The 24,250-nt window shown below is 71.4% G+C and carries 25 protein-coding genes; 7 read left to right on the top strand and 18 right to left on the bottom strand.

The features are described 5' to 3' along the window. Nucleotides 1–230 precede the first annotated feature (230 nt). On the top strand, nt 231–1,529 hold the full coding sequence (locus tag ABZT49_RS19470; RefSeq protein ID WP_355288148.1) for a S8 family serine peptidase: 1,299 nt from the start codon (nt 231–233) through the stop codon (nt 1,527–1,529). A 230-nt stretch (nt 1,530–1,759) separates the two neighbouring features. Here the strand turns inward: ABZT49_RS19470 and ABZT49_RS19465 are convergent, their stop codons facing one another. The 8 genes from ABZT49_RS19465 to ABZT49_RS19430 form a co-directional block, all read right to left on the bottom strand. Then, nucleotides 1,760–2,587, bottom strand: coding sequence for a shikimate dehydrogenase (locus tag ABZT49_RS19465; protein WP_355288146.1), 828 nt, complete (start codon nt 2,585–2,587; stop codon nt 1,760–1,762). An 8-nt stretch (nt 2,588–2,595) separates the two neighbouring features. After that, on the bottom strand, nt 2,596–3,303 hold the full coding sequence (locus tag ABZT49_RS19460) for an FAD-binding oxidoreductase (protein ID WP_355288144.1): 708 nt from the start codon (nt 3,301–3,303) through the stop codon (nt 2,596–2,598). Between the two features lie 222 nt (nt 3,304–3,525). After that, a complete protein-coding gene (locus ABZT49_RS19455) occupies nt 3,526–4,131 on the bottom strand; it encodes a sulfite oxidase-like oxidoreductase (RefSeq protein ID WP_355288142.1) in 606 nt (201 codons plus the stop codon). 12 nt (nt 4,132–4,143) lie between these two features. Beyond that, the gene (locus tag ABZT49_RS19450) at nt 4,144–5,565 is read right to left on the bottom strand and encodes an SNF2-related protein (protein WP_355288140.1); all 1,422 of its coding nucleotides are present in this window, start codon (nt 5,563–5,565) and stop codon (nt 4,144–4,146) included. 104 nt (nt 5,566–5,669) lie between these two features. After that, nucleotides 5,670–5,912: a hypothetical protein gene (locus ABZT49_RS19445; protein ID WP_355288138.1), complete on the bottom strand. Its 243-nt coding sequence runs from the start codon at nt 5,910–5,912 to the stop codon at nt 5,670–5,672. Nucleotides 5,913–5,991: 79 nt separating this feature from the next. After that, on the bottom strand, nt 5,992–6,165 hold the full coding sequence (locus ABZT49_RS19440; RefSeq protein WP_355288136.1) for a hypothetical protein: 174 nt from the start codon (nt 6,163–6,165) through the stop codon (nt 5,992–5,994). 10 nt (nt 6,166–6,175) lie between these two features. After that, on the bottom strand, nt 6,176–6,469 hold the full coding sequence (locus tag ABZT49_RS19435) for a hypothetical protein (RefSeq protein WP_355288134.1): 294 nt from the start codon (nt 6,467–6,469) through the stop codon (nt 6,176–6,178). Between the two features lie 4 nt (nt 6,470–6,473). Beyond that, nucleotides 6,474–6,833 (bottom strand): hypothetical protein, encoded by a 360-nt coding sequence (locus ABZT49_RS19430; RefSeq protein WP_355288132.1) that lies wholly within the window; start codon nt 6,831–6,833, stop codon nt 6,474–6,476. A gap of 163 nt (nt 6,834–6,996) precedes the next feature. Here ABZT49_RS19430 and ABZT49_RS19425 point away from each other — a divergent pair, with 163 nt between their 5' ends. The 3 genes from ABZT49_RS19425 to ABZT49_RS19415 all read left to right on the top strand — a co-directional run bounded on the left by ABZT49_RS19425 (nt 6,997) and on the right by ABZT49_RS19415 (nt 10,889). Beyond that, a complete protein-coding gene (locus tag ABZT49_RS19425) occupies nt 6,997–7,596 on the top strand; it encodes a nitroreductase family protein (RefSeq protein ID WP_355288130.1) in 600 nt (199 codons plus the stop codon). Continuing rightward, on the top strand, nt 7,593–9,209 hold the full coding sequence (locus ABZT49_RS19420; protein WP_355288128.1) for an AMP-binding protein: 1,617 nt from the start codon (nt 7,593–7,595) through the stop codon (nt 9,207–9,209). The genes ABZT49_RS19425 and ABZT49_RS19420 overlap by 4 nt, the downstream gene beginning before the upstream one ends. Before the next feature lie 285 nt (nt 9,210–9,494). Beyond that, nucleotides 9,495–10,889, top strand: a complete 1,395-nt coding sequence (locus ABZT49_RS19415; RefSeq protein WP_355288126.1) for a sulfatase-like hydrolase/transferase — start codon at nt 9,495–9,497, stop codon at nt 10,887–10,889. A 72-nt stretch (nt 10,890–10,961) separates the two neighbouring features. On the opposite strand, the gene atpC is transcribed toward ABZT49_RS19415, so the two are convergent. The 10 genes from atpC to ABZT49_RS19365 form a co-directional block, all read right to left on the bottom strand. Further along, entirely contained in the window at nt 10,962–11,363 is a 402-nt protein-coding gene (gene atpC / locus ABZT49_RS19410) for an ATP synthase F1 subunit epsilon (protein ID WP_355288124.1), read from the bottom strand. A 90-nt stretch (nt 11,364–11,453) separates the two neighbouring features. Then, nucleotides 11,454–12,911, bottom strand: a complete 1,458-nt coding sequence (gene atpD, locus ABZT49_RS19405; RefSeq protein ID WP_355288122.1) for a F0F1 ATP synthase subunit beta — start codon at nt 12,909–12,911, stop codon at nt 11,454–11,456. A gap of 25 nt (nt 12,912–12,936) precedes the next feature. Further along, nucleotides 12,937–13,824 carry a F0F1 ATP synthase subunit gamma gene (locus ABZT49_RS19400; RefSeq protein WP_355288120.1) on the bottom strand — a complete coding sequence of 296 codons (888 nt, stop codon included), beginning with the start codon at nt 13,822–13,824 and terminating at the stop codon, nt 12,937–12,939. Between the two features lie 31 nt (nt 13,825–13,855). Then, the gene (gene atpA / locus ABZT49_RS19395) at nt 13,856–15,385 is read right to left on the bottom strand and encodes a F0F1 ATP synthase subunit alpha (protein ID WP_355288118.1); all 1,530 of its coding nucleotides are present in this window, start codon (nt 15,383–15,385) and stop codon (nt 13,856–13,858) included. Between the two features lie 60 nt (nt 15,386–15,445). Continuing rightward, nucleotides 15,446–16,018 carry a F0F1 ATP synthase subunit delta gene (locus ABZT49_RS19390; protein ID WP_355288116.1) on the bottom strand — a complete coding sequence of 191 codons (573 nt, stop codon included), beginning with the start codon at nt 16,016–16,018 and terminating at the stop codon, nt 15,446–15,448. A 383-nt stretch (nt 16,019–16,401) separates the two neighbouring features. Next, nucleotides 16,402–17,106, bottom strand: a complete 705-nt coding sequence (locus ABZT49_RS19385; RefSeq protein ID WP_355288114.1) for a DsbA family protein — start codon at nt 17,104–17,106, stop codon at nt 16,402–16,404. A gap of 75 nt (nt 17,107–17,181) precedes the next feature. After that, complete coding sequence (locus ABZT49_RS19380) at nt 17,182–17,673, bottom strand: glutathione peroxidase (RefSeq protein ID WP_355288112.1); 492 nt, start codon at nt 17,671–17,673, stop codon at nt 17,182–17,184. Nucleotides 17,674–17,687: 14 nt separating this feature from the next. Next, entirely contained in the window at nt 17,688–18,911 is a 1,224-nt protein-coding gene (locus tag ABZT49_RS19375; RefSeq protein ID WP_355288111.1) for a Zn-dependent hydrolase, read from the bottom strand. 447 nt (nt 18,912–19,358) lie between these two features. Next, on the bottom strand, nt 19,359–19,592 hold the full coding sequence (locus tag ABZT49_RS19370; RefSeq protein ID WP_355288109.1) for a DUF2171 domain-containing protein: 234 nt from the start codon (nt 19,590–19,592) through the stop codon (nt 19,359–19,361). A 100-nt stretch (nt 19,593–19,692) separates the two neighbouring features. Next, nucleotides 19,693–21,276, bottom strand: a complete 1,584-nt coding sequence (locus ABZT49_RS19365) for an aldehyde dehydrogenase (NADP(+)) (protein ID WP_355288107.1) — start codon at nt 21,274–21,276, stop codon at nt 19,693–19,695. A 199-nt stretch (nt 21,277–21,475) separates the two neighbouring features. Here ABZT49_RS19365 and ABZT49_RS19360 point away from each other — a divergent pair, with 199 nt between their 5' ends. The 3 genes from ABZT49_RS19360 to larB are packed head-to-tail and all read left to right on the top strand — an operon-like array spanning nt 21,476 to nt 24,239. Further along, nucleotides 21,476–22,759, top strand: a complete 1,284-nt coding sequence (locus ABZT49_RS19360) for a LarC family nickel insertion protein (RefSeq protein ID WP_355288105.1) — start codon at nt 21,476–21,478, stop codon at nt 22,757–22,759. Further along, nucleotides 22,756–23,565: an adenine nucleotide alpha hydrolase gene (locus tag ABZT49_RS19355; protein ID WP_355288103.1), complete on the top strand. Its 810-nt coding sequence runs from the start codon at nt 22,756–22,758 to the stop codon at nt 23,563–23,565. The genes ABZT49_RS19360 and ABZT49_RS19355 overlap by 4 nt, the downstream gene beginning before the upstream one ends. Then, nucleotides 23,562–24,239 (top strand): nickel pincer cofactor biosynthesis protein LarB, encoded by a 678-nt coding sequence (gene larB, locus ABZT49_RS19350; protein WP_355288101.1) that lies wholly within the window; start codon nt 23,562–23,564, stop codon nt 24,237–24,239. The genes ABZT49_RS19355 and larB overlap by 4 nt, the downstream gene beginning before the upstream one ends. Nucleotides 24,240–24,250: the final 11 nt, after the last annotated feature.

The raw sequence follows: 24,250 nt of genomic DNA, 5'->3' as shown, positions 1-24,250 counted from the left end.
TGGCGCCGGCCTCGCCCGGATGGCGGCCGGGGTCAAGCCCGTGCGGCGCGGAGCCGGACGCGGCCGGTTCGTCGCGGCCCGTCAATTGGGAAGAACATTTTCAGCGTGCCGACCGGACGCTGACCGTCATCCGAAGCTCCGGCGAGAGAACGCATCTCTCGCAGCGGAAACTACTTGCGGAAAAGCAAAATTACTATAAAAAGCCGCACAAATCCCGACCGGAGACGACAATGCCCGAGCGGAGCGTGATTCTCGTCCTGCCGACGCAGGAAGCGCTGCACGACTCCGCCATGATGAGGCTGAGCGGCGGCAGTGGAATCGGCCGCCGGCTGACCGGATTACCGGCCCGGGCGGAGATCGACACGGGTTTTTCTGCCGTCCCGCTCGGGAATAGTCAGTCCGGCTCGCCGTTCTCGGTGTCGTCGCCCGACGGCGCCTCGCATTACGCCGTCCGGGCGACGATCGACGCCGAGGCCGAGCTGGCGGCGCTGACGACCGAGGGTGCGGCGATCTTCTCCGACCCGCCGATCGCGCATTTCGCAGCGCCGGCCGGCGCTCCGGGCGGCACCCGGGCGGAGGTGGAGCAGCGCCTCGGCGTGTCCGGGCTCGCCGCGCGCCGGCTCGACGGCGCGGGCGTGGCGATCGCGGTGGTAGATACCGGGATCAACCTCGCGCACCTGGCCGCGCGCGACGTCGCGGCCTCGCTCGACGCCGCGGTGAGCTGGCCGCCCCGCCCAGTCGAGCCCGGCCATCACCCGGTCGGCCCCGGCACGATGTGCGCCTACGGAGCCCTGATCGCCGCCCCGCAGGCGACGCTGATCGACCTGCCCGTCCTGCCCGCGGCGGGATCCGGCTCCCTCAGCGACGCGCTCCAGGCTTACGCGCACCTGCTCACGGCCGTGCGGACGGACAAGCCGCGCTTCAAGGCCCTCGTCGTCACCAATTCCTGGGGCCTCGGCCACGAGAGCTGGGACTTCCCGCCCGGCCATCCCGGGCGCTACGTCGACAATCCGGGCCACCCGTTCAACCGGATCGTCGGGGCGCTCTCCCGCTACGGCGTCGACATCCTGTTCGCGGCCGGCAACGACGGTCCGGAGCCTCAGACCCCGCCCGGCGGGCGGGCCGGCCCGCGCGGCCGGGCCACCATCATGGGGGCGAACGCCCATCCGGACGTCATCACGGTGACCGGCGCGACCCTGCGGGGCCGGCTGTCCGGCGACGCGCTGCAGGGGCCGGGCATTCCCGGGATGGTCTACGCCAAGCCCGACCTCGCGAGCTACACCGACTTCCTCGGCTCGGAGGCGGGCGGGCCGGGGAAGGCCGATGTCGGGACCTCCGCCGCCTGCCCGGTCGCCGCCGGCTGCGTCGCCGCGTTGCGGACCCGGCTACCGCACGCCGCCCTCAACCCCCGCGACCTCACCGTCGCGCTCCAGGCCGATGCCAGCCGCCGCGGCCCATCGAGCTGGCACCACAGCCTCGGCTACGGGGTGATGGCGCCTCTGCGCACCGCCATGCGGCTGGGGCTGTGAGGCGCGTTTGATGATCTCCCGACGATGTCTCACCCTCGGTGTCATCCCGGGGCTCGCCGAAGGCGAGAACCCGGGATCCATAACCGCTGACGCTTCAGAATAGAGCGACCAGCGTCCCGACTCATCCGGTACCGTCAGCGGTTATGGATCCCGGGTTCCGCTGCGCGGCCCCGGGATGACACGGAGGGTATGAAGCCTGATGGGGCGAGCCGAACAAGCTCCGAACCGGATCACGGCCGCATCCGCAAAAAATCCGCCATCAGGGCGAGCTGGCCCTCCAGCATCGGCCAGCCCGGATGGGTGCGGCAGCCCCGCGCCGCCGCGGCCGCGAGCAGCGGCGTCTCGGCCGGCTGCATGATGATCTCGGCCACGAGCTGATCGGGCGTCAGCCCGGAGGGGTCGAGGGGCAAGGCGTCGTCAGGGCGCAGACCGAGCGAGGTCGCGTTGACCACGAGATCGTGCCTCGCCGGATCGGGCGTGCCGAGGGTCAGAGTCAGGTCCGGGACGAGGCGGCGCAGGCGCGCGAACAGGTCCTCCACCCGCGCCGCGGTGCGGTTGTGCACGGTGAGGCGGCTCACCCCGGCTTCGGCCAGCGCGAAGGCGATGGCGTTCGCCGCCCCGCCCGCCCCGGCGAGATAGGCGCTGCGGCCGCGCGGATCGTAGCCTGCGCTCTTGAGGCCCGCGACGAAGCCGGCCCCGTCCAGGATCTCGCCGACGAGGCGGCCGTCGGCCTCGCGCCGGACGGCGTTGACCGCCCCGACCAGCCGCGCCGCCTCGCTGACCTGGTCGAGCAGCGGCACGATCGCGGTCTTGTGCGGCACGGTGATGATCGCGCCGCCGAAGCTCTGCACGCCCCGCAGGCCCGCCAGCACCGTCGCGAGGTCGGCGGCGGCGACGTGGAGCGGCACCATCACCCCGTCGACCCCGCGCTCGGCCATGATGCGGTTCAACCCCTGCGGCGCCTTCACCTGGGCGATCGGGTCGGCGAGGATCGCGAAGACGCGGGTGCGGCCGGTGATCTCTCGAACTTCGATCTCGTGTCGTGTCGCTTCCTGCATCGCGTGGTCTATCCTCCGAAGCGCTCGGTGCGGATCGTGCGGGCCGGCACGCCGGCCTCGACCAGGAGGTCGGCGGCGGCCGAGACGAAAGGGGTCGATCCGCACACGAAGGTGTAGGCCGGGGTCCCGAGGGCGGCGAGCGCCGCGCCGACGATGTCCGCATCGATCCGCCGGCCGCCCGGCGCCCGGGTGAGGACGAGCCTCAGCCGGAAATCCGGCTCCTCGGCGTCGCGGCGCATCAGCTCCTCGCGGGCGATCACCTCGTCGGGCGTGCGGGCGGAATAGAGCAGCAGGGCCGGCACGTCCGGCGCGGCCTCCGCCCGGTGGCGCAGCATGGCGAGCAGCGGCACCACCCCGGATCCGCCGCCGACGAGGAGCAGCGGCCCGCCCAGGCCGGGATCCCACACGAAGGCACCGCCGATCGGCCCGCGCAGCTCGATCGCGTCGCCGGGCTCGGCCACGTCGGAGAAGAAGCCCGAGACCTCGCCGTCGTCGAGGCGCTCGATCAGGAGATCGATCGTTCCGGGGGCCGTCGGCGAGGAGGCGATCGAGTAGCTGCGCTGGGCCTGGTAGCCGTCCGGCGCGGTCAGGCGCACGTCGACGTGCTGGCCGGCCCGGAACGGCTCGCTCCAGCCGACTGCCAGGGTGAGGCGCCGCACGCGGGGCGTCTCGGGGACGGCGGCGGTGATCCGCGCCTCCTGCCAGGTCAAGACCATCGGCGAGCACCACCGGTCGGTACACGGTCGAGGCACAGAGACAGCGTCGCAGAGGCCGGTACTCTCCCACTCGCGACCTCATCCTGAGGTGCGAACGGAGTGAGCCTCGAAGGAGGCCTCCAGAAGTCTCCGAGAGTGCTGGAGCCCTCCTTCGAGGCCGCTGCGCGGCACCTCAGGATGAGGTCGCGAGTGGGATGAGACGGGGAGGGCAAGACCGGGTCCTCAATCCCCCGTGAAGCGCTGCTCGCGCCAGGGGTCGCCATACATGTGGTAGCCGCGCAGCTCCCAGAACCCGGCCTCGTCCACTTTCGTGAATTTGAGCCCCTTCACCCACTTTGCGCTCTTCCAGAAGTAGAGGTGCGGCACCAGGAGCCGCGCCGGCCCCCCGTGATCGGGCGGGATCGGCGCCCCGGCGTAGCGGGTCGCCACCATGGCCTTGGCCCCGGTCAGGTCGGCCACCGGCAGGTTGGTGGTGTAGTCGTCGTAGCCTTCGGCCAGCAGGTAGGCGGTCGGCGCCTCGATCCCGGCCGCCGCGAGCAGGTCGTCGATCGTCACGCCCTCCCAGGCGGTGTCGAACTTCGACCACTTGGTCACGCAGTGGATGTCGCCCTTCCACCGGGTGCGCGGCAGGGAATCGAACTCGGCCCAGCTCCAGCTCTTCAGCGGCCTCGCTCCCTCCCGCAGGGTGAAGCGCCAGCGCGCGAGGTCGATCTTCGGCGTCGGCCCGAGCTGCAGCACCGGGAAATCCTCGGTGAGGTACTGGCCCGGCGGCAGGCGCTCCGCGTCCGGCCGGGCCGGACGGCGCCCCGTGAACCCTCGCGTCACCATCGGCGGGACTCCCTATTCGGTTTCACGGTCAATGATTCGCGCAATCGCGTCGAGGAGGGAGGTATCCTCGCCGGCCATCCTGTCCATCCCCGCCATGCGGGCGATCACGGTGGCGGCCACCCGCTCCTCGACGGTGCCCTCCGCGTAGGCGAAGAGGATCGCGGCGCGCTCGCCGTCGCGGTGGCAGCGGCCCTCGATCTGGCTGAGCTGGATCGCGCTGTGGCGCATGTCGTGGACGATCAGGCTGCGCGGGCGCTCGCCGCCGGGCAATTCGTTGCGGTGGAGCGAGATCGATTCGGTGACGGTGAACACCACCGCGTCGAGCTCGCCCCGCTGGAAGGCAATCCGGACCGCCTCGTTGGTCTCAGGGCTCTGCGTCCCGTCGATGGCGCCAGCGCGCCAGCCGCGGCCGGTGAAGGCCTGGACGAGCGCCGCGCCGGTCTCCAGGAACGCCACCGAGACCGCCACCTGCTCGCCGGCCGCCAGCAGGTCCTCGGCGAGGTCGAGCGTGCCGGCGACCCGGATCAGGCTCGCCTTCTGACGGAAGCGCAGATCCGCCGCCCAGCCGGCGGCGCGCCGGTTCGATCCGCCGACGAGACCCCATTCGCGGCGGAACTCGCGCCAGGTCGCGTCGTAGAGGCGCTTCGAGGGTGCATCGAGGGCGGTGGGGGCCAGCTCCCGCTGCACCTCGGGCCAGCCGGCGATGTCGGCGGGCCGCCGCCGCAGCCCGATCGCCCGCGTCCCGCGATAGAGCAGGTCGGCCATCACGGTCTGGTCGCGGGCGTTCGGCTCCCACGACCAGTTCTGCCAGCGCCCCTTGGCGCGGCCGATCTTCAGGTGCTGCATCAGGGCGCGGAAATCGGCCATGGTCTCGACCGGGCGGCCGGTGGCGTGGCCGAGCAGCGCGCCGAGATAGGACAATTCGTGCGGCGCCTGCCCGGCGGTGGCGCTGGCATAGATCGTGAAGGCGGCGGCCTCGGCCATCCGCCGGCAGGCCTGGCCCTGCTGCGAGTTCGGGTTGCGCAGGCGGTGGGCCTCGTCGAATACCACGATCGGCCAGACGCGCTTCGGCTGCCCGAGCTTGGCGAGCTCGTTGTTCTTCGCCCGCACCGAGCGGCGGGTGCTGGCGGCAGGGAGCGCGAGCAGGGACTTGGTGCGCTCGTAGTTCATGAGCGTCACGTCCTTCTGGGCGAGGACCGAATCGCGGATCGTGCGCCGCCATTGCGGCATCGCCCCCTTGGGGCAGACGATCAGCACCGTGGATTCGGGCATCGCCGCCACGGCGCCCCAGACCGACAGCGTCTTGCCGAGCCCGGTCATGTCGCCGAGGAGGAAGCCCGGCCGCCCCTCCGCCCGCGCCGACAGGATGGCGCGGATCGCCTCGACCTGATGCGGGCGGGGGATCAGGCGGGGTGGCGCGGACAGGGAGGACATGGCCTCCATATGCCGGGGGGTGGGGTAGGGCTCAAGCCCGTGCCCCGGTTGGTACGCGGTGGAGGTGCCTGTCCGCCAAGCAGGTTTTCAGTCCGAGCTGAAGCCTAGCTCAAGCCGGTTGTCGGCGCCTGCCACGCCACGCCGGGATGCTCGCGCACGTCTCCGGTTTTCGAGCCGGTGTCGGAGGTGCTCACCCAGTCGCCGGGCTCGGCGACCTCGACCACCTCGTCGTCCGGATACGCCGCTTCGAGAAACAGCCTCGCCTCGCCCTCGGCGGCAGCGCGCACCGTCACGAGCGGCCGATCGCCGGACGTCCCGCGCACCCGCGCGATGAAGAGCTTCGTCATCGTCGTCCTCGTGAGAAACCAGGCCGGCCGCGACGCGACCGGCCGTCTCGCCTCGGGGCGGCCCAGATGGGCTCGGTGTCTAACCCGCCCCCGGATCGACCTCGTCGCCCTGCCGGTCCCCGGCATTGGCCCCGGACTTGTTGCCCTCGCCGTCGCCGTCCTGCGGCACCGCCGCCACGCCCTTCAGGTCGTCGGCGGTGATCGTATCGTCGCGGGGAGACTTGGGCCCCCGGTCGTCCTTGCGCTCCGCCATCCCGTTCTCCTCACCAATCGACCTTGCCGCCGGTCTTCTCGGTCCGGTACTCGCCGTCCGCGACCTTCTTCCCCTCGCGGGGGCCTTGCGCGGCGACTTGGTCGGAATGGCCGCCGGAGCTGCCGCCGACCGAGACCGGCGGCCGGCCGGGCGTGCCGGCCGAGGACCATTCGCGCTTCAGCTCGGCCTCGTCGCGGCCGCCACCCTCCTGCCGGGTGATCGCCTCCTGCTGGGGCGTCTGGTGGCCGCCGCCGGCGGCCGGACCGCCCCGGCTGCCCACCACGTCGTCGGGCTTGCGCGTCATGGTCTCACTCCCCCTCGTCCTTGCCGACCGCGGCCGTCGCCCTGTCGATCGCTTCCTTGGTGGCGGGATTCTGCGCAGCGGAACTGCCGGTCGAAGGGTCGCTGATCCGGCGCAGGTTCTCCGGCGGCGTCTCGTCCTCGGTGGCCTGGCTGCCGTCGGTGGCGCCGATCGCGTCGAGGCGGTTGAAATCGGACGCGACCCGGGCGTCGCGGGCCTGGCCCATCGGGTCGTGGGCCATGTCCGCTTGCGTGCGCTGCGGCACGCCGACATCGAGGGGCGAATCCTGCCCCATGTCCTGCCCGTTGCGGTCGGTATAGGGGTCGAAGTCGCGCAAGCTGGGCCGCGCCTGATCCGTCTTCGCCATCGATCCATCTCCTGTTGCGGCCGTTCGCTCGTGTCGAAGACAACACCGGGGTCGGTATGAGGTTTCCGCGGGTCAGCCGCGCCCGCGGTCCGGTGCTCCGGCCCGTGACAACCGCCGCGCTTGCTGGCAGGACGGCGCGACATCCACGGAGACCCTGACGCCCGTGACATCCGCCAATTCTCGTACCGCCGACCATCCGATCGACGCGCTCTTCCTCGAGCGCTGGTCGCCCCGCGCCTTCACCGGTGAGGCGGTGCCGCAGGATGCGCTGATGACGATGATCGAGGCGGCGCGCTGGGCCCCCTCGGGCTACAACTCGCAGCCCTGGCGCTTCGTCTACGCATTGCGCGACACCCCCGCCTGGGAAACGCTGTTCGACCTTCTCGTGCCGTTCAACCAGGGCTGGGTGAAGACGGCAGGAGCGCTGGTCTTCATCGCCTCGAACGGGATGATGAACACCAAGGACGGGCTGAAGCCCTCCTACAGCGCGTCCTTCGATGCCGGCACGGCCTCGGCCCTGTTCCAGCTCCAGGCGGTCAAGATGGGCTGGCACGCCCACGGCATGACCGGCTTCGACCACGAGGCCGCGCCGGCCGCCCTGAACCTGCCGTCCCACCACCGGGTCGAGGCCGCCTTCGCCGTCGGCCGCAAGGCCGACCCGGCGACGCTGCCGGAGGAGACCCGCGCCCGCGAGACCCCGAACGGCCGCCACCCCCTGTCCGACTTCGTGTTCGAGGGCGGGTTCCCGCCGCGCGAGGCGTGACCACCCCGACCTCCTACGAGGCGTTCGCCTCCGGGTTCCGCTGGCGGATCCCGGAGCGCTACAACATCGCGGTCGACGTCTGCGACCGCTGGGCCGCCGCCGACCCGGAGCGCACCGCGATCCTCGACGTGGCGCCGAACGGCCGGGTGGAGGCCTGGAGCTTCGCCGCCTTGCGCGAGGCCTCGAACCGCTTCGCCAACGCCTTGCGCGCCCACGGCGTCCAGGCCGGCGACCGGGTGGCGGTGCTGCTGCCGCAATCCCCTGCCGTGGTGGTGGCGCATCTGGCGATCTACAAGCTCGGCGCCGTGGCGCTGCCGCTCGCCGTGGTGTTCGGGCCGGAGGCTCTGCTCCACCGTCTCGGCGATGCCGGCGCGCGGGCGGTCGTGACCCATGCGGGCGGCGTCGCCAAGCTCGGACCCTTGCGCGACGCGCTGCCGGAGCTCGACCTCGTCGTCTCGACCGACGGCGCCGGCGATCGCGCGCTCGGCTACGCCGACCTCTTAGGCGCGGCCTCGCCCGACCTCGTTCCGGTCGACACCTGGGCCGACGACCCGGCCCTGATGATCTACACCTCCGGCACCACCGGCCCGCCGAAGGGGGCTTTGCACGGCCACCGGGTGCTGCTCGGCCATCTGCCGGGCTTCTCCATGATGCACGACTTCATGCCAAGGGCCGGCGACCGGATGTGGACCCCGGCCGACTGGGCCTGGGCCGGGGGGCTCCTCAACGCGCTGCTGCCCAGCCTGCATCACGGCGTCGCCGTGGTGGCGCGCAAGGCGGAAAAATTCGAGCCCGAGGAGGCGTTCCGGCTGATGGCCGATCTCTCGGTCGCCAACGCCTTCGTGCCGCCGACGGCCTTGCGGATGCTGCGCACCATCGAGGATCCGCGCGGCCGCTTCGACCTGAGCCACCTGCGCACCCTCGCCTCGGCCGGCGAGATGCTAGGCCCCGAGACGTTCCACTGGGCGCGCGACGCGCTGGGCTTGACCATCAACGAGGCTTACGGCCAGACCGAGTGCAACCTGGTTCTCGCCTCCTGCGCCGCCCTGGGGCTCGCCCGGGCGGGATCGACCGGAAAGCCGGTGCCGGGCCACCGCGTCGCGGTGATCCGCCCGGACGGCAGCCCAGCGGAGCCCGACGAGACCGGCCAGATCGCCGTTGCCCGGCCCGACCCGGTGATGTTCCTGCGCTACTGGAACGACCCGGAGGCGACGGAGCGCAAGTTTCTCGGCGACTGGATGACCACCGGCGACCAGGGCCGGATGGACCCGGACGGCTACGTCCACTTCGTCGGCCGCGACGACGACGTCATCACCTCGTCGGGCTACCGGATCGGCCCGGGCGAGATCGAGGATTGCCTGCTGCGCCACCCGGCGGTGGCGCTCGCCGCGGCGGTGGGCAAGCCGGACCCCGTCCGCACGGAGATCGTCAAGGCCTTCGTGGTCCTGCGTCCCAGCTACGCCCCGTCCGACACGCTCGCGGCCGAGATCCAGGCCTTCGTCCGCACGCACCTCTCGGCCCACGAATACCCGCGCGAGATCGCGTTCCGGCCGAATCTGCCACTCACCACCACCGGCAAGATCATCCGGCGGGTTTTGCGCGACGAGGCGTGAGGAGCGATCCCCCACGCCGGACGTCGTTCCGCGCCACGAGATTATTATCCTTGGATATCGCAAGGCTGTGGCGCCGGAAGACCGGCGCCGCCATCGCATAACCATCGCGCCCCATCGTCTCGCGATCGATACATCTGCCGTCAAGCCGCAATGAATTCCTCGAAACGGCCTCGATAGAGGTTAGTTAGACCTGAGAAATCGGCAAGTCGGAAGGCTGCATTAACGAGAAACGTCTACAAATCCGTCATGCCTCTACGTCATGGATCAGCAGCCTCCGCCGCGGCCTTGCGGTCGCTCCGACGCGCCACGGCCCTCGTCCGGCCGAACCTGCCCCTTCTCGTCGGCGGCCTCGTGCTGCCGAACGCCCTGGCGCTCGCCGCCGGCATCGTCGCGGGCGTGCCGGCGCGCACGAGCGCCATCGCGCTCTACGCGGCGCTCGCGCTCCTCGGCGGACGGCTTCCGGGCTGGGCGCTGGCGCTGCTCGCCCTGCCGGTAATGGTGCTCGATCTCGCCTTCGCCATAGGCCGGATGTTCTTCCTCGATCCCGACGCCCTCCTGCACCTGATCGATGCCGGCACGCTGGCGACGCTCCTGGCGACCCCCGCTTACGCGGCCGGTGCCGCCGCGACCGTCGGTCTCGCGCTCGCCTACCTCGCCGTCCTGGTGCGGGCCGGCCCGGCGATGCGCCGGGGCAGCCGCCCGGTCTTCGCGGCGGCGGTCGCCGCTTTGCTCGTCGGCGACGGGCTGGCCAACGGCTCCACGGCCTACGATTTCGGGGCGCTCGCGAGCGTCGGCCAGCCGTTCGAATCGGGCAGCCTCGCCTCCGGATTCGACGCCTTCACCGACCAGGCCCGGCCGCCGCACCGGGTCCTGATGGTGATGGTCGAGAGCCTGGGCGTCCTGCGCGATGCCGGCCAGCGCGGGATCCTGACGGCGCCGTTCGACGATCCAGCCCTGCGCCGGCTCTACACGGTCACGACCGGCACCAGCGCCTTCTTCGGGGCCACCGCCTCGGGTGAGATGCGCGAACTGTGCCGCACCTACCGCTCGCACCGCCAAGTCTTCACCCAAGTCTTCACCCAAGTCTTCACCGGGCAAACGTCCACCGGGGACGACCCGACCTGCCTGCCCAAGCGGTTCGCCGCCCGCGGCTACCGGACGGTCTCGGTCCACGGCTACCATGCCGGCTTCTACGGCCGCGCGCAGTGGTACCCGCTCGCCGGCTTCCGGAAGAGCCTGTTCGGCGAGGCCCTGGCGCCCCGTTTCGCCCGTGCCTGCGGCGGTCCGTTCCCAGGCCCCTGCGACAGCGACGTGGCGGAGGTGGTCGAGGCCGAGCTGGCCGCGCCCGGGCCCACCTTCGTCTACCGGCTCACCTTGAACTCGCACGTGCCGGTGCCGCGGGACGAGGCGACGAAGCGGCAGGATTGCGGGCGTCCGGAGAGCCCGTTCGGCGACCGCGAGGTCTGCACCATGGTGGAGATCTGGCAGGATGTGTTCGCGGCGGTGTCGCGCATCGCCCTGGCCCATCCGGGCACCGAGATCCTGCTCGTCGGCGACCATGCGCCGCCCTTGTGGCGCAGGACTGCCCGCGACGCGTTCGAACCCGGCCGGGTGCCGTGGATCCGGCTCGCGCCGATCCCGGTCGCCACCGCGGCCTTGCCCTTGAAACCCTTGCCTTGAACGCGAAAAGGGCGGCGGAAGCCTCGTGGCTTCCACCGCCCCCTCGAAACGGCGAACCCGTCCGATCCGGGATCAGAAGCTCAGCGCCACCTTGGCCTCGCGCAGCTGCGCGATCTGGCCCTCGATCTCGATCTTGCGATCGTAATCGTCGGTGGCGTCGTACTGGAGCTCGGCCGCCGCGATGTCGGCGTCGATGATCGCGGGCGTCAGCTCCTCGATCGGGGTAGCGCGTTCGGCGATCACGGTCAGCGAGGTGGCGTTGATCTCGGCGAAGCCTCCGCGCACCAGCACCCGCTTGCCGTGCTGCGGGCTCTCGGTGATCACCAGCATGCCGGTCTTGAGGGTGGTGAGCACGGGCGCATGCCCGGGCAGCACCGTCATCTCGCCCTCGGAACCCGGAAGCTGCACGGCGTCGACAGGGCCGGAATACAGGATCCGCTCGGGGCCGACGAGGTCGAACTGGAAGGTGGCCATGGGGTCAGGTCGTTTCCGGTTTCGTCAGGCGCGACAGGATTTGCGCGAAAAGGCCCGGCCTCGCGGCCGGGCCCACAATGTCGCTGCCGATCAGGCCGCGGCGGCGAGGCGCTGGGCCTTCTCCTTGGCCTCCTCGATCGAGCCGACCATGTAGAAGGCGGCCTCGGGGAGGTTGTCGTACTCGCCGTCCACCAGGCCCTTGAAGCCCTTGATGGTGTCCTCGAGCGCCACGAGCTTGCCCGGCGAGCCGGTGAAGATCTCGGCGACGTGGAACGGCTGGCTCAGGAAGCGCTCGATCTTGCGGGCGCGGGCGACGGTGAGCTTGTCCTCCTCGGACAGCTCGTCCATGCCCAGGATCGCGATGATGTCCTGGAGCGCCTTGTAGCGCTGCAGCACCTGCTGGACGCGGCGAGCGACATTATAGTGCTCCTCGCCGAGGATCGCCGGCGAGAGCATGCGCGAGGTCGAGTCGAGCGGGTCCACCGCCGGGTAGATGCCCTTCTCGGCGATCGAGCGCGACAGCACGGTCGTGGCGTCGAGGTGGGCGAACGAGGCGGCGGGCGCCGGGTCGGTCAGGTCGTCCGCCGGCACGTAGATCGCCTGCACCGAGGTGATCGAGCCCTTGGTGGTGGTGGTGATGCGCTCCTGCAGGGCGCCCATGTCGGTGGCGAGAGTCGGCTGATAGCCCACCGCCGAGGGGATGCGGCCGAGCAGCGCCGACACTTCCGAACCCGCCTGGGTGAAGCGGAAGATGTTGTCGACGAAGAACAGCACGTCCTGGCCCTCATCGCGGAAGTGCTCCGCGACAGTGAGGCCGGTCAGGGCGACGCGGGCGCGGGCGCCCGGGGGCTCGTTCATCTGGCCGTAGACCAGGGCGCACTTGGAGCCTTCCGCGGAGCCGTGCTCCTTGGGGTCCATGTTCACCTTGGACTCGATCATCTCGTGGTAGAGGTCGTTGCCCTCGCGGGTGCGCTCACCGACGCCCGCGAACACCGAGTAGCCCGAGTGGGCCTTCGCGATGTTGTTGATGAGCTCCATGATCAGCACGGTCTTGCCGACGCCGGCGCCGCCGAACAGGCCGATCTTGCCGCCCTTGGCGTAGGGAGCGAGCAGGTCCACCACCTTGATGCCGGTGACGAGGATCTGCGCCTCGGTCGACTGCTCGGCGTAGGACGGGGCCGGCTGGTGGATGGCGCGGAGCGACTCGGTCTTGATCTCGCCGGCCTCGTCGATCGGCTCGCCGATGACGTTCATGATGCGGCCGAGCGTGTTGGCGCCGACGGGCACGCGGATCGGCGAGCCGGTGTCAGTGACCTCCTGGCCGCGGACCAGGCCCTCGGAGGTGTCCATGGCGATGCAGCGCACGGTGTTCTCGCCGAGCTGCATGGCGACCTCGAGGACGAGGCGGTTGCCGTTGTTCTTGGTCTCGAGAGCGTTCAGGATCTCGGGCAGGTGGCCCTCGAACTGCACGTCGACGACCGCGCCGATGACCTGGGTGATGTGGCCGGTCTTGTTCGAGCCGGCGCCGGGGGTGGCAGTGTTCGCCATGATGCTAATCCCTGATTGCGTGCGGTCAGAGCGCCTCGGCGCCCGAGATGATCTCGATCAGCTCCTTAGTGATCATCGCCTGGCGCGTCCGGTTGTAGATCAAGGTCTGCTTCTTGATCATCTCGCCGGCGTTGCGCGTGGCGCTGTCCATGGCACCCATGCGCGCGCCCTGCTCGGAGGCGGCGTTTTCCAGGAGCGCCCGGAGGATCTGGACGGTGAGGTTCTTCGGCAGCAGGGCCGCCAGGATCTCGCCCTCGCCCGGCTCGTACTCGTAGACCGCGTCGGCCGAGGCACCGGTGGCGGCGGCCTCGGTCGTGGCGATCTCGGCCGGGATGATCTGCTGCGCCGTCGGGATCTGGGCGATCACCGAGCGGAAACGCGAGTAGAACAGCGTCGCGATGTCGAACTCGCCCGCGTCGTAGCGGCCGAGCAGGTTGCGGGCGATCGTCTCGGCGTTCTCGAAGCCGAGCTGGCGCACGCCGCGCAGCTCGATCAGCTCGACGATCTGGTCGCGGAACTCGCGACGCAGGACGTCGTAGCCCTTCTTGCCGACGCAGATGATCTTGACCGTCTTGCCCTGCGCCATCAGGCGGCGGGCATGGTCGCGGGCCAGCCGCGAGATCGAGGAGTTGAACGCGCCGCACAGGCCGCGCTCCGCCGTGCAGACGACGAGCAGGTGGGTGCGGTCCTGCCCGGTGCCGGAGAGCAGCCGGGGCGTCTCCGCCCCGGGGGTCAGGTTGGCGGCGAGGTTGCCGAGCACCTGCGCCATGCGCTCGGCGTAGGGCCGGGCGCTCTCCGCCGCCATCTGCGCCCGGCGCAGCTTGGCGGCGGCGACCATCTGCATCGCCTTGGTGATCTTCTGGGTCGCCTTCACCGAGGTGATGCGATTGCGCAGGTCCTTCAGACTCGCCATCGGAGCGTCCTTTGGTGTCGAGCCTTGAGGCTTACTGGAACGACTTGGCGAAGGACTCGACCACGCCCTTCAGCTTGGCACCGCTCTCGGCCGACAGCTCCTTGGAGGAGCGGATCGTGTCGAGCAGGTCCATGTGCTTGGTGCGCAGGGTCGAGAGCAGGCCGTCCTCGAAGGCGCGGACCCGGTTGACCGGGATCGCGTCGAGGTAGCCGTTCACGCCGGCGTAGATCACCGCGACCTGCTCTTCCATCTTCAGCGGCGAGAATTGCGGCTGCTTCAGGAGCTCGGTCAGGCGGGCGCCGCGGTTGAGCAGCTTCTGGGTCGAGGCGTCGAGGTCCGAGCCGAACTGCGCGAAGGCCGCCATCTCGCGGTACTGCGCCAGCTCGCCCTTGATCTTGCCGGCGACCGACTTCATCGCCTTGGTCTGGGCGGCGGAGCCGACGCGCGACACCGAGAGGCCGACATTCACCGCCGGGCGCACGCCCTGGTAGAACAGGTCGGTCTCGAGGAAGATCTGGCCGTCGGTGATCGAGATCACGTTGGTCGGGATGTAGGCCGAGACGTCGTTGGCCTGGGTCTCGATGACCGGGAGCGCGGTCAGCGAGCCGTTGCCGGCGGCGTCGCCCATCTTGGCGGCGCGCTCGAGCAGGCGGGAGTGCAGGTAGAACACGTCGCCCGGATAGGCCTCGCGGCCCGGCGGGCGGCGCAGCAGCAGCGACATCTGGCGGTAGGCCACGGCCTGCTTCGACAGGTCGTCGTACACGATCACGGCGTGCATGCCGTTATCACGGAAATACTCGCCCATGGCGCAGCCGGCGAAGGGCGCCAGGAACTGCATCGGGGCCGCGTCCGAGGCGGTGGCCGCGATGACGATCGAGTATTCGAGGGCGCCGTTATCCTCCAGCACCTTCACGAACTGGGCGACGGTGGAGCGCTTCTGGCCGACCGCGACGTAGACGCAGTACAGCTTGGCCTTCTCGTCGGTGCCGGCATGGGCCGGCTTCTGGTTCAGGATGGTGTCGAGCGCGACGGCGGTCTTGCCGGTCTGGCGGTCGCCGATGATCAGCTCGCGCTGGCCGCGGCCGATCGGGATCAGGGCGTCGATCGCCTTGAGGCCGGTCGCCATCGGCTCGTGCACCGACTTGCGCGGGATGATGCCCGGGGCCTTCACGTCGACGCGGCTGCGCTTCTCGGCGACGATCGGGCCCTTGCCGTCGATCGGGTTGCCGAGCGCGTCGACGACGCGGCCGAGCAGGCCCTTGCCGACCGGCACGTCCACGATGGCGCCGGTGCGCTTGACGGTCTGGCCTTCCTTGATCTCGCGGTCGGAGCCGAAGATCACGACGCCGACATTGTCCTGCTCGAGGTTCAGGGCCATGCCGCGCACGCCCGACTCGAACTCGACCATCTCACCGGCCTGGACGTTGTCGAGGCCGTAGACGCGGGCGATGCCGTCGCCGACCGACAGGACCTGACCGACCTCGGTGACCTCGGCCTCCTGGCCGAAGTTCTTGATCTGCTCCTTCAGGATGGCGGAGATCTCGGCGGCACGGATGTCCATCTGGACCTTCCCTCGTTCGTTCGTATCGGGCGTTGTCTGGGAGCGGCGGTTGCGGGGCCCTTAGCGGGCGCCCTGCATCGCCAGGCGAATGCTGTTGAGCTTGGTGCGCAAGGACGCGTCGACCATGCGGCTGCCGAGCTTGACGACGATGCCGCCGATCAGGCTCGGATCGATGCGGAGATCGAGGTCGACCTCGGCCTTCGCGACGTCCTTGAGCGACGCCTTGATGTCCTGGAGCACCGCGTCGGAGGGCTTCTCGGCGAGCCGCACCTCGGCGCGCACGATGCCCTTCGACTCGCGCACCAGCTCGCGATAGGCGCGGATCATGTCCGGCAGGGCGAAGAGGCGGCGGTTCGAGGCCGAGAGGCGGATGAAGTTGGCGGCGAGCCCCTGGATGCCGGCCTTGGCCAGCACGGCCTCGATCGCCTTGACCTGGTCCTCGGCCGAGAAGGCCGGGCTGCGCACGAGGCGCCGCAGGTCGGCGCTCTCGGCCAGCAGGGCGTCGAACCGGTCGAGCCCCTCGGCCACCGCGTCGACGGCCCGCTCCTCGCGCGCGAGCTCGAACAACGCCGAGGCGTACCGCCCGGCGACGCCCGCCAGGGGAGAACCCGATTCCGATGCGTTCTGAGCCACCAGCGCTCTCTCTTCATGTCCTGGCCCGACGGGTCCGGCCGGATCGCACCGGTCTGGAGTGGAGCGGCGGCGGCGCGCGGCCCGTCGATGATGGGAAAGGCTCCGGCGCGAGAAGAATGCCCCCTCCCCCGGCGCGGCGCCGGCCTAGCATGGGTTTTTAAGGGGCGCAAGGCGAGCGGAGGCGCGCCAATCGCGAGGCGGGCCGTGGGCTTAAACCCATCCGGCGCCTCGCGGTTGCGGGGACGGGGCGGCGCTTCGACGATGGTCGGATTGCGCTTTTGCGATGCGTCGGCGCGCGGACGCGACGCGGAATCACCGCCGCGGCGCGCCGGCCGCGGAGGTTTCGGTAAGGTTTCCAAACAATTTCGCGGGTTCGACGGTCTTCAGCTCGTGCAGGCGATCTCGTCGCACTCGGCGACGTTCGAGAGCACCCGGGCGAGGCTCTTCGGGCCCGGATAGCCGAGCAGCGCCGCGGTGCCGACGACGTAGGACGGGGTGGCGTGCAGGCCGAGATTGGCCGCGAGGCTCATCTGGCTCTTCAACGCCTCGCGCACCTCGTCGGAATCGGCCGCCTGCTCGATGGCCGCCCGGTCGTGGCCGAGCCGCGAAGCCGCCTCCAGCGCCCGGGGCCCGTCGTTGCGCCCGGTGGTGCCGGGGCCCAGCAGCGCGGCGTAGAGCTTGGCGGTCGCCGCGGAACCGCCGGCGCGCTGCACGGCCAGCGCCACCTTGGCGGCCTGGGCCGACTGCACCGACAGGATCGGGTTGTTGACGAGGCCGATGCGCAGGTCCGGGTTGGCCTTGACGAGGTCGTCGAGGTCGCGCGCCGCCGCCCGGCACCACGGGCAATTGTAGTCGAAGAACTCGTAGAGCGTGACCGAGGCTTCCCGCGGCCCGAGCCAGGTCACGCCGCGCAGCCGGCCGATCTCCGAGGCGAGCTCGCCCGGCAGGCGGGTGTTGGGGATCGGCTGGCCGTTGTCGCCGGTCACCGCGCGCCACTGGCCCTCGGCCTGCGCCAGGACCTTGCCGGAGGCCAGGGCGGGAATGGCCGCCAGGGGGGCGGCGAGGAGGGTGCGGCGGGAGAGCGACATGGGTGGACTTCCAACGCGCGACGGGCTGTCGTCACGCTTGAGGACTAGCTCGGCCATTTTGGCCGGATGATGACCTCACGCCCTCTCCGCCAGCGCCCTCACCACCGCCCCTTCCAGCGCTTCCGGCTTCACCCGCGGGGCGAAGCGCGCGATCACCCGGCCGTCGCGGCCGACCAGGAACTTGGTGAAGTTCCACTTGATCGCGCGGGTGCCGAGCAGCCCCGGCCGCGCCTCCTTCAGATGGTCGAAGAGCGGCTCGGCCCTTGCCCCGTTCACCTCGACCTTGGCGAGGAGCGGGAAGCTGACGTCGTATGTCAGCGTGCAGAACCGGGCGATCTCCTCGGCATCACCCGGCTCCTGGGCGCCGAACTGGTTGCAGGGGAAGCCCAGCACCACGAGGCCGCCGTCGCGGTGGCGGCGCGACAGGGCCTCCAGCCCGGCGTATTGCGGGGTGAAGCCGCAAGCCGAGGCGGTGTTGACGACGAGCAGCACCTTGCCGCGGTACTGCGCCAGCGGGTGGGGGGCGCCGTCGGCGGCGGCGGGGGTGAAATCGTGGACCGTGCTCATCGGCCTGGTATGCCTCAGCCCGCGGCCGAGGTCTTCCCGCCCGTAAGCACCCGCTCGGCTGCCGCCCCCAGCACCCGCACCCCGAGCGCCAGGTCCTCCTCCTTCGTATCCTCGGACCAGTGGTGGCTGATGCCGCCGATCGAGGGCACGAACAGCATCGCGGAGGGCATCACCTTGGCGACGTTCTGGGCGTCGTGACCGGCGCCCGAGGGCATCGTCTGCCAGCAGCCGGGGCACAGGGCCTCGGCCGCCTCCGACAAGGCCCCCATCAGGCCGGGATCGCACAGAGCCGGGCTGTTGCGGGAGATCTCCTCGAGGGTCGCGGTGCAGCGCTCGCGCCGGTTGCTCTCGCGGATCAGCGCCCGCAGGGTCGCCTCCATCCGCTCCAGCACCGCGACCGACACGTCGCGGAACTGGAACAGGATCTCGGCCCGCCCCGGGATGATGCTCGGCGCGCCGGGATCGAGGGTGATGCGGCCGGTGGTCCAGGTGCTGCGCTCGCCGCAGACCTGCGGAAAGGCCTGGTCGATGGCGGCGAGGAGCCGCACGGCGGTCAGGCCGGCATCGCGGCGCTCCGCCATCGTGGTGCCGCCGGCATGGTCCTGCGCGCCCTCGATCACGATCCGCCACTGCCAGATTGCCACGATGCCGGTGACGATTCCGAGGCGCAAACCCGTCGCTTCGAGCTGCGTGCCCTGCTCGATATGCATCTCCAGGAAGCCGCGGTAACGCCCCGCCTCCAGCCGCATCCGCGGCAGGCCGGCAAGGCCGGCAGCCTGGAGGGCGTCACGCAGAGGGGTGCCGTCGGTGCTGTTGCGGCCGCCGTCGATCTCGGCCTCGGTGACCTCGCCGATGGCGGAGCGGCTACCGAGGAAGCCGACGTCGAAATGCCCCTCCTCGTCGGCGAAGGCGACGACGTCGACCGGCAGTCCGGCTCGGGCGAGCGCGAGGCCCGCCACCACCCCGAGCGCCCCGTCGAGCCAGCCGGCCTCGTTCTGGCTCTCGATGTGGCTGCCGACGAGGAGGCGCGGCCCCTCGCCCCGATGGCGCCCGAGGACCGTGCCGACGCCGTCGATGGCGGGATCGAGCCCGCATTCCTCCAGGCGCCGCATCAGCCAGCGCCGGGATTCCATGTCCTGGGGCGAGTAGGTCGGGCGGTGCACCCCGGTGCGGAAGCGGCCGATGGCGCGCAGGTCGTGGAGATCCTTGAGAAATGCCTGCGTATCGATCGCCCGCATGATGCTCGATTTCCCCCTTGGTCGCTGTCTCGGCCGTCCCGGACCGGAGCGGTCGGGCACAGCCGGCGCGAGGCACGATCCGTACCAGGGACGAACCGGTCAAGCGATAACAAGCGGGGGTGAGGAGCGGGCACCGACAGAATCCACGTCGGCCCCTCGCGCAAATGCCGCCGCGCCGATCACGGCAAAAAGAAGGCCCGCCGAAGCGGACCTTGGTCTCAGTTCCCGCCCGGGAACCACGCGGCAGCGGACCGGGTTTGTCCTGTGCAGGGCGGTGGCGATGCCGCTGCGCTGCTCGCGCCCTCCTCGGGCGTTTCCTCCCTAGACTCGGGCCGCCTTCTCAAGGGGCGGCCCTTTTTCGTCCAGGATTGTTAACCTAACTCAAGTCCCGCGCTTCCGGTTGCATCCTCCCTCGGACTACCGCCGAAAGGTGCTGCCCGGGCGTGGTCAGGCCGTCGCCCACTCGTCCTTCGCTTCGGCGGTGGTGCGGTTGAGGCGAACCTCTCCGCCCTCGACGGCGGCGATAGAATCGACGTGGATGAAGTGATGATGGCCCCCGGCCGCCGGATCGGTCTTCGTCAGCTTGATCCGCTGGCCGTCGAGGTGATCGATCGTGCCGACATGCCCGCCGTCGGAGCCGACGACCGGCATGTGCTCCTTGATGCTGCTGAGATCGATCATCGCGCGCTCCTTGCGTGGTGCGGCGATCAACGAGGATACCCGGGGCAGGTTCCTGCCGGATGCGGGAGGCCACAGGGCCTCCCGCGGGTGTCCAGGAATCTCAGGCGCCGGGCGCCACAACCTTCCCGTCCTGCCGCCGCCACAGCTTGAGCGGGTTGCCGTCCTTCAGGGCGGCCGGCAGCAGGGCCTCGGGCAGGTCCTGGTAGCTCACCGGGCGCAGGAAGCGGTGGATCGCCAGGCTGCCGACCGAGGTGGTGCGCCCGTCCGAGGTCGCCGGGTAGGGCCCGCCATGCACCATGGCGTGGCCGACCTCGACGCCGGTGCCGAAGCCGTTGACCAGGATGCGCCCGACCCGGCGCTCCAGCACCGGCAGCAGCGCCCGGGCGGCGTCGTGATCGGCCTCGTCGAGATGGACGGCCGCCGTCAGCTGACCCTCCAGCCGCTCCAGCACCGCGCGGACCGTCGCGAGGTCGGGGCAGCGCACCACCAGCGAGGCGGCGCCGAACACCTCCTCGGCGAGATTGTGATCGGCGAGGAACGCCTCGGCGGTGGTCGAGAAGAGCGCCGCCTGACCCTGGTGCGTGCCGCCGGCGAGGCCTCGCGCCAGGGTGGTCACGGCGGGGTTCGATTCCAGCGCCGCGACGCCGGCGCAGTAGGCCTTGTGGATGCCAGGCGTCAGCATCGTGGCGGCCTGGGTCTCCTTCAGCGCGGCGGAAGCCGCCTCCAGGAAGCCGTCGAGGCCCGCGCCCTCCACCGCCAGGATCAGGCCCGGATTGGTGCAGAACTGGCCCGAGCCGAGGGTGAGCGAGCCAACGAAGGCGCGGCCGATGTCGCGGCCGCGGGATTCGAGCGCCGCCGGCAGCAGGACGACCGGGTTGATGCTGCTCATCTCGGCGTAGACCGGGATCGGCACCGGGCGCGCAGCGGCGGCCTGCATCAGCGCGACGCCGCCGCGGCGCGAGCCGGTGAAGCCGATGGCCGCGATGCGCGGATCGGCGACCAGCGCCTGGCCGACAGCGATGCCGGAATCCATCAGGAGCGAGAACACGCCCTCCGGCAGGCCGCACTGCTTCACCGCCGCCTGCACGGCGCGGCCGACCAGCTCCGAGGTGCCGGGATGGGCCGGGTGGGCCTTGGCGACCACCGGGCAGCCGGCGGCGAGCGCCGAGGCGGTGTCGCCGCCGGCGACCGAGAAGGCGAGGGGGAAGTTCGAGGCGCCAAACACCGCCACCGGACCGACGCCGATCTGGCGCAGGCGCAGGTCGGGGCGGGGCAGGGGCTTGCGCTCGGGCTGGGCCGGATCGACCCGGGCTTCGAGGAAGCCGCCGTCGCGCACCACGCCGGCGAACATCTTGAGCTGGCCGATCGTGCGGCCGCGCTCGCCCTCGAGGCGGGCCCGCGGCAGGCCGCTCTCGGCCATGCAGCGCACGATCAGCTCGTCGCCAACCGCCAGGATCGCGTCGGCCACCGCCTCGAGGAAGCGGGCGCGGTCCTCGAGCGAGGTCTCGCGGTAGACGTCGAAGGCCTCGGCGGCGAGGGCGCAGGCCCGCTCGACATCCGCCGGCGTCGCCGAGGCGAAGGCCGGCTCCAGGTGGGTGCCGGTGGCGGCCTCGACGGCGCGGAAGCTCTCGCCCTCGCCGCGGCGGGCGGCAGCGCCGATCAGGTTCTCTCCGGTGATGGGCATGGGTCGCGTCCTCTCCTGAGACGGGGTGTTTGGCCGGGCTTATGCCCCGGCGGGCGGGGGCGATCCACCGGGGGATGGGAAAAATCCGCGTTCGTCCCCGCTGCGACGGTCTGTCCCGAGGGGCCGGCGCTTGCCGCGGGCTCCCGCGGGCCGATGTGCCCCCGACCGGTATGAGATCCAATACCGGACGAAGGACCCGATGCAGATTCATCTCGACGCGGTCGGGGGCGTGGCCGGCGACATGCTCGTGGCGGCCCTCCTCGACGCCTTTCCGGAGCACGAGGCGGGCGTGCGCGAGAGCGTGGCGCGGGCGAGCCGCGGCCGCACCGCTTGTGCCCTCCTCGCCCACGGCGACGGCGTGCTGCAGGGCCGGCGCTTCGCCGTCACCGGCCCCGAGGGCGAGGCGCCGGATCGGCCGGCGGACGAGCACGGCGACCATCACCATCACCACGGCGACCATCACCACGCTCACGGCCACCACCATCACAGCGGCAGTCACGCGCACCGGCACTGGTCCGGCATCCGCCGCGACCTCGAATCCTGTGGGCTGCCCCCGGCGGTGCTCGCCCACGCGCTCGCGATCTTCGGGCACCTGGCCGAGGCCGAGGCGCGGGTGCACGGCATCCCGGTCGAGGAGGTGGCGTTCCACGAGGTCGGCGCCTGGGACTCGATCGCCGACATCGTGGCGGCGGCGCACCTGATCGACGCGCTTCGTGCCACGGCCTGGAGCGTCTCGGCCCTGCCGCTCGGCTCCGGCCGGGTGCGCACCCAGCACGGGCCGCTGCCGGTTCCGGCGCCGGCGACCGCGCTCCTGCTCGAAGGCTTCCTCACCCTCGACGACGGCGTGCCGGGCGAGCGCGTGACCCCGACTGGGGCGGCGATCCTGCGCCATCTCTGCGGCGAGCAAGCTCGCAAAAGCGGGCCGCGCCGGCTCCTGCGCAGCGGCCTCGGCTTCGGCACCAAGACCCTGCCGGGCCTGAGCAACGTGCTGCGGGTGCTCGCCTTTGAGGAGCAGGGCGAGACCGGATCGCCCGGCCACCGCGAGCTCGGCATCATCGAGTTCGAGGTCGACGACCAGTCGGCGGAGGATCTCGCCATGGGGCTCGACCGCCTGCGGGCACACCCAAAAATCTTCGACATCGTGCAGATGCCGGTCTTCGGCAAGAAGGGCCGGATGATGACCCATGTCCGGGCGCTCGCCCGGGCCGACGCGATCGAGGAAGCGATCGAGGCCTGCTTTCGCGAGACCACCACGATAGGTCTGCGCCACCACACCGTCTCGGGGGCGGCGCTCGCGCGGCGGCTCGACGCCGTCGCGGTGGCGGGGAAGACGGTTCGGGTGAAGAGCGTCGCGCGGCCGGGCGGGCGCACCGCCAAGGCCGAGGCCGACGACGCGCTCGCAACGGAGGGCCACGCCGCCCGCCAGGCCCTGCGCCGCGAGGCCGAGCGGCTGGCCCTCGAACGGCCGGAGGACGGGGAATGAGCGCGGTCCTCGAATCCGTTCTCGCCGGCCTCGGGCCGGTCGCCGTCGCGGTGAGCGGCGGGGTCGACAGCCTGACCCTGGCGACGATCGCGCATCGCACGAGCGCCGAGCCGCCCCTGATGGTCCACGCCGTCTCCCCCGCGGTGCCCGGCGAGGCGACCGCGCGGGTGCGAGCGGAGGCCGCCCGCGAGGGCTGGTCCCTGCGCGTGATCGAGGCCGGCGAGTTCGCCGACCCGGCCTACCGGGAGAATCCGGTCAACCGCTGCTTCTTCTGCAAGACCAACCTCTACGGGGCGATCCGGCGGGTGACCGAGCGCCAGATCGTGTCGGGCGCCAATCTCGACGACCTCGGCGAGTACCGCCCCGGTCTCGATGCCGCCCGCGAGCACGGGGTGCGCCATCCCTTCGTGGAAGCGTCGTTCAGCAAGGCGATGGTGCGGGCGCTCGCCCGCGACCTCGGCCTCGGCGCCGTGGCGGAGCTGCCCGCCGCGCCCTGCCTGTCGAGCCGGGTCGAGACCGGCATCCGCATCGAGCCCGAGACCCTGGCCTTCATCCACGCCGTCGAGCGGCTGGTCGGCGAGGATCTGACGGTGACGGGTGCGAAACGTGCCGTGCGCTGCCGGGTGCGTGCCGCCGGCATCGTGGTCGAGCTCGATTCCCAGAGCCTCGCCAGCCTCCCCGAGGCGGCGCAGGCCGAACTCGGCCGCCGCATCGCCGCACGCGCGCCGGCCCGGCTTTCCGACGCGCCGGTCTCCTTCGCGCCCTACCGCACCGGCAGCGCCTTCCTGACCGGAGGTGCCCGGTGAGCATAGAGGACGAGTTCACCCTCGACTTCGCCCGCACCGAACGGATCGGCCTCGAAGAGGCGGTGTTCGCCGCCGGCAAGTCGCCGGCGCAGATCGACGCCATCCTGGCGGCGGCCGACGAGCGCGGCGCGCGCTTCCTCGTCACCCGCCTCGATCCGGAGCGTCACGCGGCGCTGCGGTACAGGGACCGGCTCGATTACTGCCCGGTCTCGCGCACCGCCTTCTTCGGCGAGGCCCGGCGCGTCGCGGCACCGGCCCGCATCGCCATCGTGGCGGCCGGCACCTCGGACGTGCCGGTGGCCCGCGAGGCCGAGCGGACGCTCGCCTACCAGGGCTTTGCTTCGACGCTGATCGCCGATGTCGGCGTCGCGGGTTTGTGGCGGCTGACCCGGCGGATCGAGGAGATCCGGGCCCACCCGGTGGTGATCTGCGCCGCCGGCATGGACGCCGCCCTGCCGAGCGTGCTCGGCGGCCTCGTCGCCGGCGCGATGATCGCGGTGCCGACCTCGGTCGGCTACGGCGTCGCCGAAGGCGGCCGCGCCGCTCTCGACGCAGTGCTGGCGAGCTGCGCCCCCGGCATCACGGTCGTCAACATCGACAACGGCTACGGCGCCGCCTGCGCGGCCCTGCGCCTGCTCCACGCGGCAGCCCGGCTCGCGGAGGCCTCCTCATGAAGCACGGAGAA

This window comes from Methylobacterium sp. EM32, from assembly GCF_040593685.1.
GTDB lineage: Bacteria > Pseudomonadota > Alphaproteobacteria > Rhizobiales > Beijerinckiaceae > Methylobacterium.
Note: the sequence above shows the minus strand (reverse complement) of the source record. Positions and strands in the feature narration are given on the sequence as shown.

What these genes read in the sequence shown, in the direction of transcription:
- ABZT49_RS19355 (WP_355288103.1), top strand. Translation starts at nt 22,756, where the DNA reads ATGAGCGCGGTCCTCGAATCCGTTCTCGCCGGCCTCGGGCCGGTCGCC.
- atpD (WP_355288122.1), bottom strand. Translation starts at nt 12,911, where the DNA reads ATGGCGAACACTGCCACCCCCGGCGCCGGCTCGAACAAGACCGGCCAC.
- ABZT49_RS19370 (WP_355288109.1), bottom strand. Translation starts at nt 19,592, where the DNA reads ATGATCGATCTCAGCAGCATCAAGGAGCACATGCCGGTCGTCGGCTCC.
- atpA (WP_355288118.1), bottom strand. Translation starts at nt 15,385, where the DNA reads ATGGACATCCGTGCCGCCGAGATCTCCGCCATCCTGAAGGAGCAGATC.
- ABZT49_RS19450 (WP_355288140.1), bottom strand. Translation starts at nt 5,565, where the DNA reads ATGTCCTCCCTGTCCGCGCCACCCCGCCTGATCCCCCGCCCGCATCAG.
- ABZT49_RS19360 (WP_355288105.1), top strand. Translation starts at nt 21,476, where the DNA reads ATGCAGATTCATCTCGACGCGGTCGGGGGCGTGGCCGGCGACATGCTC.
- ABZT49_RS19375 (WP_355288111.1), bottom strand. Translation starts at nt 18,911, where the DNA reads ATGCGGGCGATCGATACGCAGGCATTTCTCAAGGATCTCCACGACCTG.
- ABZT49_RS19435 (WP_355288134.1), bottom strand. Translation starts at nt 6,469, where the DNA reads ATGACGCGCAAGCCCGACGACGTGGTGGGCAGCCGGGGCGGTCCGGCC.
- ABZT49_RS19440 (WP_355288136.1), bottom strand. Translation starts at nt 6,165, where the DNA reads ATGGCGGAGCGCAAGGACGACCGGGGGCCCAAGTCTCCCCGCGACGAT.
- ABZT49_RS19380 (WP_355288112.1), bottom strand. Translation starts at nt 17,673, where the DNA reads ATGAGCACGGTCCACGATTTCACCCCCGCCGCCGCCGACGGCGCCCCC.
- ABZT49_RS19470 (WP_355288148.1), top strand. Translation starts at nt 231, where the DNA reads ATGCCCGAGCGGAGCGTGATTCTCGTCCTGCCGACGCAGGAAGCGCTG.
- ABZT49_RS19400 (WP_355288120.1), bottom strand. Translation starts at nt 13,824, where the DNA reads ATGGCGAGTCTGAAGGACCTGCGCAATCGCATCACCTCGGTGAAGGCG.
- ABZT49_RS19445 (WP_355288138.1), bottom strand. Translation starts at nt 5,912, where the DNA reads ATGACGAAGCTCTTCATCGCGCGGGTGCGCGGGACGTCCGGCGATCGG.
- ABZT49_RS19365 (WP_355288107.1), bottom strand. Translation starts at nt 21,276, where the DNA reads ATGCCCATCACCGGAGAGAACCTGATCGGCGCTGCCGCCCGCCGCGGC.
- ABZT49_RS19430 (WP_355288132.1), bottom strand. Translation starts at nt 6,833, where the DNA reads ATGGCGAAGACGGATCAGGCGCGGCCCAGCTTGCGCGACTTCGACCCC.
- ABZT49_RS19385 (WP_355288114.1), bottom strand. Translation starts at nt 17,106, where the DNA reads ATGTCGCTCTCCCGCCGCACCCTCCTCGCCGCCCCCCTGGCGGCCATT.
- ABZT49_RS19460 (WP_355288144.1), bottom strand. Translation starts at nt 3,303, where the DNA reads ATGGTCTTGACCTGGCAGGAGGCGCGGATCACCGCCGCCGTCCCCGAG.
- ABZT49_RS19465 (WP_355288146.1), bottom strand. Translation starts at nt 2,587, where the DNA reads ATGCAGGAAGCGACACGACACGAGATCGAAGTTCGAGAGATCACCGGC.
- ABZT49_RS19455 (WP_355288142.1), bottom strand. Translation starts at nt 4,131, where the DNA reads ATGGTGACGCGAGGGTTCACGGGGCGCCGTCCGGCCCGGCCGGACGCG.
- atpC (WP_355288124.1), bottom strand. Translation starts at nt 11,363, where the DNA reads ATGGCCACCTTCCAGTTCGACCTCGTCGGCCCCGAGCGGATCCTGTAT.